14 protein-coding genes are annotated in these 14,287 nt (G+C 39.4%); 8 read left to right on the top strand and 6 right to left on the bottom strand.

Annotated features, from left to right (window positions below; all coding sequences use genetic code 11):
• Positions 1–328: 328 nt before the first annotated feature.
• The 4 genes from B9T34_RS03675 (at position 329) to B9T34_RS03660 (ending at position 2,977) form a co-directional block, all read left to right on the top strand.
• The gene (locus B9T34_RS03675) at positions 329–748 is read left to right on the top strand and encodes a YeeE/YedE family protein (protein WP_086211821.1); all 420 of its coding nucleotides are present in this window, start codon (positions 329–331) and stop codon (positions 746–748) included.
• Positions 745–1,167: a DUF6691 family protein gene (locus tag B9T34_RS03670; protein WP_086211820.1), complete on the top strand. Its 423-nt coding sequence runs from the start codon at positions 745–747 to the stop codon at positions 1,165–1,167. Before B9T34_RS03675 ends, B9T34_RS03670 begins: the two co-directional genes overlap by 4 nt.
• Positions 1,167–2,033: an MBL fold metallo-hydrolase gene (locus B9T34_RS03665; RefSeq protein WP_086211819.1), complete on the top strand. Its 867-nt coding sequence runs from the start codon at positions 1,167–1,169 to the stop codon at positions 2,031–2,033. The genes B9T34_RS03670 and B9T34_RS03665 overlap by 1 nt, the downstream gene beginning before the upstream one ends.
• Positions 2,034–2,212: 179 nt before the next feature.
• Positions 2,213–2,977 (top strand): alpha/beta fold hydrolase, encoded by a 765-nt coding sequence (locus B9T34_RS03660; RefSeq protein ID WP_086211818.1) that lies wholly within the window; start codon positions 2,213–2,215, stop codon positions 2,975–2,977.
• Positions 2,978–3,006: 29 nt separating this feature from the next.
• Here the strand turns inward: B9T34_RS03660 and B9T34_RS03655 are convergent, their stop codons facing one another.
• The 6 genes from B9T34_RS03655 to tssH are packed head-to-tail and all read right to left on the bottom strand — an operon-like array spanning position 3,007 to position 10,652.
• Complete coding sequence (locus B9T34_RS03655; RefSeq protein WP_086211817.1) at positions 3,007–3,999, bottom strand: M15 family metallopeptidase; 993 nt, start codon at positions 3,997–3,999, stop codon at positions 3,007–3,009.
• The gene (locus tag B9T34_RS03650; RefSeq protein WP_139841248.1) at positions 3,996–4,625 is read right to left on the bottom strand and encodes a hypothetical protein; all 630 of its coding nucleotides are present in this window, start codon (positions 4,623–4,625) and stop codon (positions 3,996–3,998) included. Before B9T34_RS03650 ends, B9T34_RS03655 begins: the two co-directional genes overlap by 4 nt.
• 27 nt (positions 4,626–4,652) lie before the next feature.
• On the bottom strand, positions 4,653–5,459 hold the full coding sequence (gene icmH, locus B9T34_RS03645; protein WP_086211815.1) for a type IVB secretion system protein IcmH/DotU: 807 nt from the start codon (positions 5,457–5,459) through the stop codon (positions 4,653–4,655).
• Positions 5,460–5,465: 6 nt separating this feature from the next.
• The gene (tssK, locus tag B9T34_RS03640) at positions 5,466–6,830 is read right to left on the bottom strand and encodes a type VI secretion system baseplate subunit TssK (RefSeq protein ID WP_086211814.1); all 1,365 of its coding nucleotides are present in this window, start codon (positions 6,828–6,830) and stop codon (positions 5,466–5,468) included.
• A 5-nt stretch (positions 6,831–6,835) separates the two neighbouring features.
• On the bottom strand, positions 6,836–7,969 hold the full coding sequence (tssA, locus tag B9T34_RS03635) for a type VI secretion system protein TssA (RefSeq protein WP_086211813.1): 1,134 nt from the start codon (positions 7,967–7,969) through the stop codon (positions 6,836–6,838).
• 19 nt (positions 7,970–7,988) lie between these two features.
• Complete coding sequence (gene tssH, locus B9T34_RS03630; protein ID WP_086211812.1) at positions 7,989–10,652, bottom strand: type VI secretion system ATPase TssH; 2,664 nt, start codon at positions 10,650–10,652, stop codon at positions 7,989–7,991.
• Between the two features lie 359 nt (positions 10,653–11,011).
• Between tssH and B9T34_RS03625 the strand changes: the two genes are divergently transcribed.
• From B9T34_RS03625 to B9T34_RS03610, 4 genes are read left to right on the top strand one after another with little or no spacing between them, the layout of a single operon-like run.
• Positions 11,012–11,716, top strand: a complete 705-nt coding sequence (locus tag B9T34_RS03625; RefSeq protein ID WP_086211811.1) for a hypothetical protein — start codon at positions 11,012–11,014, stop codon at positions 11,714–11,716.
• 14 nt (positions 11,717–11,730) lie between these two features.
• Complete coding sequence (gene tssB, locus B9T34_RS03620; protein ID WP_086211810.1) at positions 11,731–12,234, top strand: type VI secretion system contractile sheath small subunit; 504 nt, start codon at positions 11,731–11,733, stop codon at positions 12,232–12,234.
• On the top strand, positions 12,227–13,708 hold the full coding sequence (gene tssC / locus B9T34_RS03615; RefSeq protein ID WP_086211809.1) for a type VI secretion system contractile sheath large subunit: 1,482 nt from the start codon (positions 12,227–12,229) through the stop codon (positions 13,706–13,708). Before tssB ends, tssC begins: the two co-directional genes overlap by 8 nt.
• Positions 13,709–13,759: 51 nt before the next feature.
• A complete protein-coding gene (locus B9T34_RS03610; protein ID WP_086211808.1) occupies positions 13,760–14,263 on the top strand; it encodes an Hcp family type VI secretion system effector in 504 nt (167 codons plus the stop codon).
• Positions 14,264–14,287: the final 24 nt, after the last annotated feature.

Here is a 14,287-nt window from a genome sequence, read left to right as displayed (position 1 = left end):
TGCAGTATTCTTCGCACCGAAATGATATTTAAAATTATCTTAATAAAAAAGCTCAGAGTTAAAAAATCCTCGGGGATATATTCAAAGGTTTTTTAAAACTATTAACTTCACATAAACAATAATTTAAAAAGTGATGCTTATTTAAGCTTTGATTTTACTCTTTAACAATGCTTCATTTATATGATCAAGCTATCTTAAGTACATCTAGAATATCTCTAATGAAAAAGAGTGTATGAAGAATAAAAATAAAGATTAGATCTAAAAAAGCTTGAAATAAAAACCCAATAACATATTATAAAAATATATATTGTTTTAATGAGTATGGGCTGTGAATGATTTCGCAATGGCATTTATTGGCGGCGCAATGCTAGGCGCTTCTGCTGTAGGATATCTGTATGTGCATGGAAAAATTGCAGGAATCAGCGGTTTAATCGGTCAGCTCTTTGATGGGAATCAATTGCTGAAACGGCCAGCATTTTGGTTTTTACTGGGCTTAATCTGCGTTCCTTTCCTTTATGGATTATTCATACAGCCCGAGATCACGATTCAAGCGAGTCCATGGATGATGGCCATTGCTGGCGTGCTGGTTGGTTTTGGAACACGGCTTGGTTCAGGATGTACCAGCGGTCATGGGATATGCGGTATTAGTCGGCTTTCAAAACGCTCATTCGTAGCAACCGCTATATTTATGGGAGCTGGTATGATTACTGTTTTCGTTATGCGTCATATTTTAGGGGGCGTGCTATGAAAAATTTCTTTGCCTTTGTTTTCGGCGGTCTTTTTTCAGTTGGGCTCATGGTTTCTGGCATGTCAAATCCAGAAAAAGTATTGAATTTTTTAGATATTGCAGGTGCATGGGATCCGAGCTTAGCCTTTGTTATGGCAGGGGCAATCGCAGTAGCGTTTATTCCGTTTCAGCGCGCAGTGAAACATCCTGAATTTAAAACAGCGTATGGTGAGCCAATTGAGTTGCCGAAAAATACAGTTTTAGACCGAAAATTAATTGCGGGAAGCTGTATATTTGGCATCGGTTGGGGCATGGCGGGTATTTGTCCAGCGCCGAGTTTTACTTTAATTGGCTTGGGCCATTATCAAGCGCTGTATTTTATTGCAGCCATGTTCGCTGGTGTTTGGCTGCATCGCATGTGGTCAGAAGGAGGAAAGTGATGCTAACAGCTTGGGTACAAGAATTTTTTGATGAAAATAGCAACACATTCAGTTATGTCGTGACAGATCCCAAAACACAGAAATGCGCCGTAATTGACAGTGTTTTAGATTATGACGCAGCATCTGCATCAATTTCTACAGCACATGTAGATTGTATATTAGCATTCATTCAGCAAAATAGCCTAAGCGTAGAATGGATTTTAGAAACCCATGTTCATGCCGATCATTTAACAGCAGCTCAGTACATCAAAGAGAAAACTGGCGGGAAAATTGCAATTGGGCATCATATTAAGCAAGTGCAGCAGGTTTTTAGCGCTATTTATAATTTTGATGTGAAGTATTTTAATGCCCATCAAGTTTTTGATTATCTATTTCAAGATCATGAATCTTTTAAAATTGGTGACTTAAACGCATATTGCATTCCAACGCCAGGGCATACACCTGCATGTTTGAGTTATGTTGTTGAAGACGCCGTATTTGTGGGTGATACCTTATTTATGCCTGATTATGGAACAGCACGCTGTGATTTTCCTAAGGGCAGTGCATCTATGTTATTTGATTCTGTACAGCAATTATTTCACTTGCCAGAGCACATGCGGGTTTTTTTGTGTCACGATTATTTGCCAGAAAATCGTGATCGGTATCAATGTGAGACAACTATACAGGAGCAAAAGCAGGGGAATGTGCATATTCACCAAGGCGTGACTAAAGCCGAATTTGTTGAAATGCGAACACGCCGTGATGCGTCCTTGAGCATGCCAAAACTGATCTTGCCAGCGATTCAAATTAATATGAATGCCGGACGGATGCCAGAACCAGAGTCCAATGGCCAGCGATATTTAAAATTGCCGCTGAATTATTTTTAAGTTTAGTTTGCATCGAGATTTATCCTCGAAAAAGAGGTGCGTGGTGAAACAAGGATGAAATCCTAAAAGACGAACCAAAATAGCCTAAGCAAATTTATAGATTAAACACGAAAAACAATTGATTAAATTTCATTGAACAATCATCATAAATTATCTAAATAAGTCACCATAAATTCAGCATGATCCTAAATTATGAACTGCATCGGAATTCTACTTCACAGCAAACGCCTATTGTATTTATTCACGGTTTATTTGGAAGTTTAAGCAATTTAGGCATGCTGGCGCGGGCGTTTATGCAAACGCATACAGTTATACAGTTTGACGTGCGAAATCATGGAAAATCAGCACATTCTAATGATATGAATTATGACTTAATGGCGCAGGATGTACTTGATACATTGAATGAAATTGGTCTTGAAAAAGTGAGTTTAGCAGGGCATTCCATGGGCGGGAAAATTGCTATGCGCATGGCGGGCTTAGCGCCTGAGCGTATAGAGCAATTGGCTATTCTCGATATGGCGCCAGTGGCATATCAGCAGAACCATCATGATCAAATCTTTAAAGCATTGCTGGCTGTAGATCAGGCTCAAATCGAAACACGCCAGCAAGCTATTGATATAATGAAGCAATATGTCTCCGAAGAGATGGTGATACAGTTTTTGCTGAAATCCTTTTCAAAAGGAAAATGGCTGTTTAATGTTCATGCATTAAATGCACATTATCCAGATATTTTAGGCTGGGCAGAACAGCCAGCAAGCCCTCAAGCGGCTTTATTTTTACGCGGCACTGCCTCCCCATATCTTGCTAAGCCTGAGTATTTAGATGCGATTACTCGTCAATTTCCAGATGCCGAGCTTAAAGCTGTAGAAGGCGCTGGCCATTGGCTGCATGCCGAAAAAAGGGCTGAAGTTCTTGAGCTGCTGCAGCAATATTTTTCAGCCTAAAATTTAATAAGATGATTTGAGATATCTATTTACGGCATATGAGCAGCTGCTTTTATAGACATTTGACGGGCTTGCAGCTGACCTTCTGAGGTGAGCTGTTCAGCCATTTCACGCGTTTTCTTTAAACCTGGCATACGGTATTCCGTATGACCATAATCCTGAAGAGATTTCCAGCGGCCGCCCCAAGTGAGGCCCACCGTTTCGGCCGTTTGTCCATAGAGTTCATAACCTCGCATTGCCCACGGATCACGCTCTGAAATCACGACTTTGTCATTTCGTTTAAATGCAACATCAGCTGCTAGACCAAATTGATGATAACTTTGATAACCGCGAGCCCGAGTCGTATTCACATTTTGCGCCAGCGTGTTTTGGCGGTCAGGGCTGCGATAACCTTCTAAAAGCACCATTTCATAGCCATGCTGTTCGCGCATGATTTTGAACACCATAAGCAATCGCTGCTTATATCGCGGGTTAATTTTATTCCATTTTCGATCAGCAGAAGCAATATCACTATGCTGATGTTCGACCAAATCTTCATCATCGGTATTGATATGCAATACAGGGGAAATGTGAGCCGCTGCAATAGAGGCTGTATTATTTTCTAAAGCAATTGCATCATTGACTGCTTCTTGAACTAGAGATTCATCCAGCTCTTGCGGAACATCCAATATTTGGCCTTCCAGCATGGCATAAATTTGCGGATCAGTTTTTTTTAAATAGTCAGCTTCTATACTGGAAGCAGTAATGGGCCGGGTAAATGCATACAGTAAAATACTGCTGAATAAAAAAAAGCCCGCAATTAAAATCCACCATTGCTGCAAATGCCAATGTGATTGAATTTGGTCAGGAGATGCAGCCTCATTCATTTGATGCGCAAATTGCTTTGCAGAAAATAATTTGCTTTTAAACTGCGAAATTCCATCGTGGAAATATAGTCTTAGCTTTTCTCTAAATTCATACGAGATCAGTAAGGCCATGCTGAAAGTCAGCAATATAAAACTGCAAGCTAAGAAGCTGATCATGGCGCTGCGGTAGGATCTTTCATGGCTTGGAGTCTTTTAGTGACGGTTACTTGTACTGATCCACGCGGGCTAGGAATTTCTGGTTCGATGACTGCGGCTTGAAGGGCTGAGGTGTTTTTTGCAGCATTCTGTTTTAGCAGATTTTCTATCGCCTCATCTGAGGCGGTAATTTTCTTTTTTTCGGCAGCAGGTTCGCTCTGTACTGCGGCGGCTGGCCTTATTTGGGGCTGGATACTTTCAAACGGCGCAAGCTGCTGCGCATTTGGCTTTTCAACTTTTTCATGTTTAAAAGCATTAAGCAAATCTCCGTCAAATTGCTGAGCAGAAGTTGATGTAAATTCTTCGGTGTTTGCCGCTTGCGGCGTTACAAGTGCCGGCGGGGGGATTATTTGATTTGATGAAGCAGTTTGAGAGTGAGTTAAAGCAACAGTTTCATCTGAATTAAAATCCTGCTGCAGCGCTGTAGTCGATACAGTTTGATGATTTAAATTTATATACAGCAAAACGGCAGCGCTAATAAAAGCAGCGCCGGAAAAAAAGCCCCAAACAGCATACACAGCGGGATGAAGGTTTTTCTTTTGGGTTGATTGCAATATACGTACGTTATTTTGTTTATGGTTTGCCATAGTTCAATGTAATTTTATAAATTGTACTTAAGGTAAATGAATGATGATATACGCTTGTTCAGACGGAGCAGTAATCACATTCTGGAACGTTGCAAAAGATGCATCGGTTTGCTGTGAAAGCATGAAATGCAATGCAGTAAAGGCCGTGATTGAAAATACCAGCCAAAAAATGAAGATCCAGAAAAATGGCAATTCACGGTGAATAATATGTTTAATTTGATCAGGCAAGGCTGAAAAAGGAGAAAAAGCCGCTTTTTTACCCTTTAAATAATCAATTTCATCACCTACTCTTGATGCCAGCAGATTTAAATTTTCAATGGATTCAAGACGATATTTGCCATGAAATCCTAAGAGCATGCAATAATGATAAACTTCCAATGCCGGCAGACGGTCTTTCGCTTTGCCGCGAATTTCATCCATCTTTTCAAAGAAACGATAACCGGCAAGCTGTGAACCGAATAAACTCAATTGCAAAGGGCACATCATCCAATTATTCTGCAGTTCAAAAAAACGCTCATCTTGCTGTGTGATAATCGTTTCATCAAGCAGTGCGCAATAGGCATATTTAGCATCCTGAATATCATCTTGATGAAATTGCAATTTCCGCGCCTGCGTTTCAAAATGGGTGAGCAGATTTAAAATCTTTTCTCGGAAAGTCTCTGTATCAGATGGGACATACTGATTTTTAAGTAAAAAAACAATATAAAATCCATCGTGCATTAAGTCGACCATATTTGCAGTAGCTGCAATTTTCGCTTCAGCGGCTGTTGGCATCATGCCAAAACCAATTTGTCCATCATCAAACAGAGATGGGGCATTCTGGTGCATATTCATGGCAAATCATCCATTTATTACTGCAATGAGCTCGATAGAAATATCTTGGAACCCGCTGGGGATATAGACGCAGATCGTCTCTGAATCCAGCATGCGCTGATACAGTTCATTATTCGGTTCAATTTCAAAATAGCTCACGCCTGAGCGCACAGGAATAGCGGTAGGCACTTGGATTAAATGCTGCAGCGGAATTGCTGGCAGCGCCGCAACGACCCGCTGCTCAACATCGATGGTATTTCCCGTTTTAAAGCGTAAAGGCACATAGGAAATCAGGTCATGTGCAGGCATAACACCGCTGGAAACAGCTAAGTATAAGCGGGTATCTCGGCTGATTTTATCTGACTCTAAACTACCAATCCAATAGGATGGGCGTGATTCTTTTAAGGAAATACTGATGTATCGATTTGAAATAATGGTATCCAGCAGATCACGTAAAATTTTGTCTAAGCTACTGAAACTTTCTTCTAAATTATGATGCTGATACTGCGGCAAATGATCTACGTCATAAGCTGTTGAAAAGGTCAGCAAAGACCCGCTTAATCGCAGCAATTCAAAAAATAGCCGTTCAGGATGAATGTGCGGGTATTGCAATAAATGATTGAGCCCTGCATGCGCGGTATTTAGCGCATTAACCAGCCAGAAAGAGACAATATCTCCAGAGCGGAATTCAATCAGTTTTTGTTCATTTTCCCGATTATTGGCTTGTATCGCTTTAATTTTAGCTTTAATAACATTTAAAGTACGTTTTAAATTCGAAATTAACGTTTCACTGGAATCAATATGTAGAATGGGGGGAATAAAGTTTTCATCCAATACAAAGTGACCTGAACTTTGCCGTTTAATTCGGCCTAAAGGCATATAGATAAAGCCATCGAGTTGAGACGGTTCATAATCACGTTCTAAAAGCTTAAATTCAGCACGGCGCCGCAATAGTGTGATTTCAGCACTGCTGGCATCAGTAAATAAATCATGGGTTTCCATTAAATGTGTGTGAAAGCGGCCAGTTTGACTTTGCTGCTTATCAAAGCTGACATTCTTTTTGTTTGGCTGCAAAATAGGCAGGGCGAGGAAAATATCCATCTCACCTTTTAAATGCAGTGCGTCAAGCAAAATAGGTTCTGGCAAAAGATCGAGAGCAGGGGCTTGATAAATATCGCCATCCTGCCAAATCATTTCAACTTTACTCAAAGCTAAAATATTATTGCTGAGTTGGGCTTCATCAAATTTAAAAGACTGGAATCCATAAGCGAAAGGAATAGTCGCTCTTACTGTTTGATTTAAGCGCTGTTCATGATAGGCATCCTGAAGTTGAAAATGCTGTGGACGCAAAAACAGGCCTTCGCCCCATAAAATTTTTTCTGCTCTAAACATTTCTATTACCAATCACTATTTGTTTCATTATTTGATCCATGGGCACGCGACTGAACGCCTAAAAGCTCTTGCATATTTTCAATAGGGCGTTCGTTTTTCAACACTTCTGTCAACCATTCATGCAGCGGCATTTGGCTCCATTTGATCGTTTTCTGCAGCATGTAGCTCACCGGACTATGTGGTTCATTGATTTGAAAATAATCAGAAACCTCCTGCATCAGGCGCATAGCTTGTTCCCGGTTTTCCAAATGATTTTGCGGCTGGGGCTGGAAAGGCTGCTGATTATATATCGACGGAAGAGAAGGCGTGACCAGCAGTTCATGAGGCTGAGGTGAGTGTTCTTCAGATGTTGCTGAGAGCATAGAGGCCGAGTTCGTAAATGCATCGGCCTTATAAATTTTTTTCAATGAGAGGTGAATGGTTTCTAATTGTGAATCTATGGATGCAAAACTCGGTGCATCTAGTCCCATGAGACTGTCTAAAATATTTTTTAATAATTGCCACTGATTTAAAGCATCACAAAATTTCTGGTAATTTTGATATTGAATCGATTTAGAGGTATTGAATAATGCCTGTTCAAACTGCTCAAGGTCATATGCAAATGGAGTGGCATAAGACTCTTCAGACTCAGTACCACTTTTCAGTTTAAGATTTTGCTGATGAAGCATGCTCTCATAATGAGTCAGTGTAAAAGCATGCTGCATGCTGACAATCGGAATGCTTTTTAATAAATTAGGCAGCAAGTGAATATAGCCTTGAAGCAATCCAATACGTTGATCTAAATCATCTTCTTCTATTTGTGGATGCAATTGCATCCAGTAGTCTGCCAAACTGCGTTGAAGCAGCTCAAGTGCCTTGGAAACTCCTTCAAAGCCATGCAAATGCGTCCATGACTCCAGAAGCCAACTAAAAATTCGAATATCTTTGGTTTTTTCTGTCAGCAGTGTGATTGATTTTGTATGGATAAAAGCCCAATCAGCCTGTTTAGGTTCCAATACCCAATCACCTTGTGCAAGTGCTGGATCATCTTGAGTTTTTGCTTTTTTGATTGCATGAAACTCATTTGAAAACGAACAGTCTGTACCGCAAGGCGTTTCTGCGGAAATAGGCTGTAATAGAAAATCGAGTTCTAAACTCATAGGATGCCTTTATTTAATTTTATGCTTCTAATTTTTTTTGGTTTTTCTTTTTCGTTTTTTTAGCTATTGGAGATTCAGGATCGCAAACATAAAGAATGACATCATCTTGAACCGCAATTTCAATAACCTTTGGCAACTTTTGCTCGCTCATTGCCGTTAAAATTTCAGTTGCGAGAGCAGGCAAAATAGATGCATTTAAAATGTTGTCGATATTACGGGCGCCGCTGTCTATTTCCGTACATCGATTTAAAAGAAGATCGATTAAGTTATTCTGATAAATCACTTTAGTTTGATATTGATTTTCGATTCGTGCAGAAATTTTTTCTAATTTTTGCTGAATAATTTGTAGCAGCAAATCGTCATGCAATGGCACATAAGGGACAATCCGCATACGGCCTAAAAAGGCAGCTTTAAATTGTTTGTATAAACTCGGTTTTAATTGTTTAACCAGTTCTTCGGCAGATGGCCATGCTTCAACAGCATGATTAAGGCAAGCCTGCATAATGGCGCCAGAGCCAGTATTTGAGGTGAGAAGAATAGTGGTGTTTTTAAAATCGATTAAGCGTCCTTCACCATCTTCAAGCATACCTTTATCAAAAACTTGGTAAAACAGTTCATGAACATCACTATGGGCTTTCTCAATTTCATCTAAAAGCACAACACTATAGGGATTTCGGCGCACTGCCTCAGTTAATACTCCGCCTTGTCCATAGCCAACATAACCAGGAGGCGCCCCTTTTAAGGATGAAACAGTATGCGCTTCTTGATATTCAGACATGTTGATCGTGATGAGATGCGATTCGCCGCCATACAGTTCATTCGCAAGGGCTAATGCAGTTTCGGTTTTGCCTACGCCGCTTGGTCCGACAAGCAAGAAAACACCTTGCGGTTTGTTAGGATCTTCTAATTTTGCTTTTGCAGTTTTTATACCTTGGACCAATTGATGCAGCGCATAATCTTGTCCAAAAATGCGTTGCCCCAGTTTTTGTTCTAAGCCAAGCACCTGATGAATTTCATCATGAAGCATTTTCCCCGTTGGGATACCAGTCCAGTCGGAAATAATTTCATGGATAATCTGTGCATTTACACGTTCAAAAACCAAAGGGGTATGATTTTGTACAATCGCGAGTTGCTGTCTTAAGTTTTGAATCTTATTATTTTGGTTTTCAATTGATTGCTGTTTTAAAAGCTGAATTTGGCGAACTATATCTAATTCATTTTCCCATTGCAGATTAAGCTGCCTAATATCATCTTTTAAAATTGAAATGGATGTTTCCAATTCGGTCAAACGTTGATGATGAATAGGCATCGACTGGTTTTCTTGCAATAAAATGTCATATTGTAGCTTTAGATTATGCAGCTGGGCATTCAGCTGATCCAGCTGTACAGGATTGGAATTTTGAGTCAATGCAACACGTGCCGCTGCCGTATCGAGAACACTAATTGCCTTATCTGGAAGCTGACGGCCAGTAATGTAGCGATGTGATGCATGTACAGCTGTAATAATTGCTTCGTCATCAATTTGCAGTTTAAAGTGTTCTGACATCACAGGAATCATAGCGCGCAGCATATCAATCGTTACTTCTTCAGTCGGTTCCTGAACTTGGACTACCTGAAAACGGCGGCTTAAAGCTGCATCTTTTTCAAAATATTGTTTGTATTCAGCCCATGTTGTTGCTGCAATTGTGCGTAATTCACCGCGTGCCAATGCGGGTTTCAGTAAATTTGCAGCGTCATTCTGTCCAGCTTGTCCGCCGGCCCCAATAAGTGTGTGTGCTTCATCAATAAATAAAATGATGGGGTAGGTAGAAGATTGCACCTCTTGAATAATCTGCTTTAGTCTATTTTCAAATTCACCTTTGACGCTTGCTCCAGCTTGCAGCAGTCCCATATCTAAGGTATGCAGCTGGACATTTTTTAGTGCATCGGGCACCTGATTTTGTACTATTTTCAAGGCTAAGCCTTCAACTACAGCTGTTTTTCCAACGCCAGGTTCACCCGTTAAAATAGGATTGTTTTGACGGCGGCGCATTAAAATGTTCAGCATTTGACGGATTTCAAATTCGCGTCCAATCACCGGATCAATAGCACCTTTACGGGCTTTCTCAGTAAGATTGATAGTATATAAATCAAGCGCTGGTGTTTTATGAACTGTATTTTCGCTTGAAAACTTTTCAAAACTGGCAGCTTTGCCATCATATTTTGTGACGTTTTCAGAACTGTTTTGACAAAGGTCGATAAATTTATGCTTCATCGTATCAATAGGAAATAAATCAAATATTGATGATGCACGTGCAGCAATTTGATAAAGGTCTTGGGCTGTTAACAAAGCAGTAATCAAGTGCCCACTGCGTATAATTGGATTCTGTTGGGCGGAGGCTAGAAGCCAAGCTTGCTCCAGTAAGCGGACAATGGAATTTGCAAAAATAGGTGTGCGGACATTGCCTTTGGGGAGTTGAGCAATACTGTCATTCAGATCATGAATCAGATCTTCTTTAGAAATATGGTATTTTTTCAGCAAGGCTTGAAAATCATTTAAAGATTTCTGTTGCAGAATTTCAACTAAAAAATGTTCTATTTCAATTTCATAGTTCTGATTAGAAATGCAAGTATTTACAGATTTTTCAAGCGATATACGTGATTGTTCAGATAGTTTTGTTATTAAAATTTTTAAATTATTCATGGCTATCTCAATATATTTCTAATTGCAATGAGCTTATTTTTAATAAGTCTATTTCAGTGTAATTTTTAAATTAATAAATATTATATTTTAAAACAATGCTTTATATTGTTTTTATGATAAAGAAGTCGGCATATTCTACATATTTTTTTCAAAATACAAAATTAAATCTTCATTTTTTCAAAAAAAAATCAGAAATTAATATTTTTTTGCCAATTCAATCAGTTTTTTCTTGACTTGAGGTGATTATATTTTGTTAAATCTGCAACATTAAAAATCAAAAAATGATTATAAATAGGAAAAATCACAAAAAATAAGTGATAAATCCTCATTAAATAATGACCAAATTTAGAGAATATTCGATGTTTATTTTTCCAAAAGGCATGAGTTTTATGCCATTAATTGCTATTATTTTTGTTATGCAAGCCAGTTATGCGAAGACTGATGCATCAGCAGAAATCAGTAAATCCTGTATAAAAGCAAATCCCTTGGCGGCAGGAGATACTAGTGCTGAATTAATTGATCTATATACGCAATTATGTGATAAAAAAAATAAACAAAATTTAGAACAGCTTACCGATTTTAAAATTTCGATCGCGCAGAATTATCAAGAAAATGGCAATAATTTAAAAGCACTGCAAGCGCTGAATCAATTACGCAGTTTAAATATTAATACGCCTAAAATGACGGATATAGAGTTTCTTGCGGGGACTTCTATTTCTCAAAATGCACTAAATCATATGCGTACTGTGGAACTGCGTTCTATTTCAGAAAATAACTATCAGCCAGCCAAAGAATTAGCTGAAACGATCCGTTATGCACAGCCTGTAATATTAAGCCAAAAAGACAAAGCGTATTCTGAGCCTACATCAAAGAAGAAGTCTGCTAAAAAAACTTCAGTAAGCAGCAGTAAGGGCAGCTCTAATAAAAAGAAAGCTGAGACGGGAAAAATTTCTGCTTCGAAGCTTTTAAAAACTAGTAGCACAGCAGCGCCAGCGAAGGAGCAAATACTTAAAGCTTCGGCAGCGTCTAGCGCATCACCATTCGATGCATTTAATAAAAAATAAAAAGGAAAACAAAAATGGCAAAACGTGAAAGCGCGCAAAAAAAATTGCAGCGCATTAGGCCGCCGCGTGTGCAGCTCACTTATGACGTAGAAGTGGGCGATGGGCGTGAAGTGAAAGAACTGCCTTTTGTTGTGGGTGTGCTGGGGGATTTTTCAGCAGCATCTGAAATGGAAAAAACAAAATTAAAAGACAAGAAATTCATTAATGTTGATTTGGACAATATAGATGAAGTGATGGAGTCTTTAGCACCGCGCGCAAATTTTCAGGTCGAAAATACATTGACTGCAGAAGGCGGTTTTATGTCTGTAGATCTGACTTTTAAAGCAATGGATGATTTCCGTCCAGAACAAATTGTACAGCAGGTCGATCCGCTGAAAAAGCTGCTGGCTGCACGTGAACGGCTAACTGATTTACGCAATAAAATTTCAAATAATGAACGTTTAGAAGACTTGCTGGATGATGTTTTACAAAATACAGATCAAGTGCGTAAATTAAGCTTAGAGGCGGAAAATGAATAATTCAACAGCTGCAGCATCAAATCTGGCATTAAAAGAAGAATATAGCTTATTGGATTCTATTGTCGAACAAAGCCGAATTGCACGCAGTGAAGACGAGCATGACCGTGCCAAAAGTTTGATTGGCGAACTGGCAAAAGAAGTGATGGCAGGCACAATTATTGTTTCTGAAAATATGACTTTATCCATAGATAAGCGTATTGCAGAAATTGATGCTCTAATTTCTGCCCAACTCAGCAAAATCATGCATCACTCTGATTTTCAAAGAGTGGAATCGACATGGCGCGGATTATATTATTTTTGCCAAGAAACACCTGCTCACGCTTTAATCAAAATTCGTATGCTAAATACGACAAAGAAGGAACTGATTAAAGATTTTCAAAGCGCAGCTGATTTTGATCAAAGTACTTTATTTAAAAAAATCTATGAAGAAGAATATGGGTCATTTGGCGGAGCGCCTTATGCAACGTTGATTGGCGATTTTGAATTTGACCGCACACCATCAGATATGTATCTGCTTGAGCAGATATCACACGTAGCTGCGGCTGCGCATGCACCGTTCATCTCTGCGGCGAACCCTGAAATGTTTGGTTTGGAGTCATTTACAGATATTGACCGTCCACGCGATGTTTCAAAAATTTTCGAGACTGCAGAATACGTACAGTGGCGTTCGTTCCGTGAAAGTGATGATGCGCGTTATGTAGCTTTAACGATGCCGCGCGTGCTTGGCCGTCTGCCTTATCACCCGATGGAAGGAACGGCAACGGAAGGTTTTAATTTTCTTGAAGAAGTTTCGGGCGAAAACCACAATGAATATTTGTGGATGAATGCAGCTTATGCCTTTTCAACTCGATTGACCAATGCTTTTGATATGCATGGCTGGTGCGCTGCAATTCGCGGTGTTGAAGGCGGCGGCTTAGTTGAAGGTTTGCCAGTGCATACGTTTAAAACCAACGATGGTGAAGTGGTTTTTAAATGTCCGACTGAGATTGCAATCACAGATCGTCGTGAAAAAGAGTTGAGTGACTTAGGTTTTGTACCGCTTGTGCATTGTAAAAATACAGATTATGCTGCATTTTTTGGGGCGCAATCGGCTCAAAAACCGAAAAAATATGATAACGATACTGCAAATGCAAACTCGGCATTGTCCAGCCAGATCCAATATATTATGGCAGTTTCACGCATTGCGCACTATTTAAAAGCCATGATGCGCGATAAAGTCGGCAGCTTTGCATCTGCAGGCAATGTTGAAGCCTTTTTAAATGACTGGCTATCTCAATATGTATTGCTGGATGATGGCGCTTCACAAGAAGCGAAAGCACAATATCCGCTGCGTGAAGCTTCTGTAAAAGTTGTAGAAAATCCAGCACAGCCTGGACACTACAAATCTGTGGTCTTTTTGAGGCCGCATTTTCAGTTGGATGAGTTATCAGTATCTTTGAGACTTGTTACTGAGCTTCCTCAGCCCTCAAATTAATTTGAGGCAACATAATAATAACGTTAGATTAAAATTAGGAAAATTATAAAAATGAAAGATATATACGTACAATTCCGCGGGAAATACAAAGTCGATGGTGAATCACGCGATTCAGAGCATAAAAGCTGGCTGGAAGTAAATTCATGGTCGCACAATATCCGTCAGCCGAAATCGGCGACATCATCAAGTGTGGGCGGGCATACTGCTGAACGCGTAGAACATTCTGACATGATTTTTATCAAAGATCTGGATGCAACTAGTCCAAAACTTTGGGAAGCATGTTCTGCTGGCTATACATTTGATGAAGTGCAAATTGATTTTTACCGCGCAAATGGCGATAAACGCATTAAATATCTTCAAATCAAACTGAAACATGTTTTAGTTTCAAGCGTTACACCGAATGTAAATGAAGAAGGTGTTCCGCATGAAGCGTTTGGCTTGAAATATGCTGCTGTAGAGTGGACGTATAATCAGCAAGATATTAACGGTACGCAAAAAGGCGCTGTAACTAAAAAATGGTCTTTATCAAATAATACAGCATCTTACGCAGCATAATTTAATAATAAAATAAATATAGAG

It is taken from the genome of Acinetobacter sp. ANC 3813 (genome assembly GCF_002135435.1).
In the GTDB taxonomy this organism is placed as follows: Bacteria; Pseudomonadota; Gammaproteobacteria; order Pseudomonadales; family Moraxellaceae; genus Acinetobacter.
This window is presented reverse-complemented; position numbering and strand designations above follow the sequence as displayed.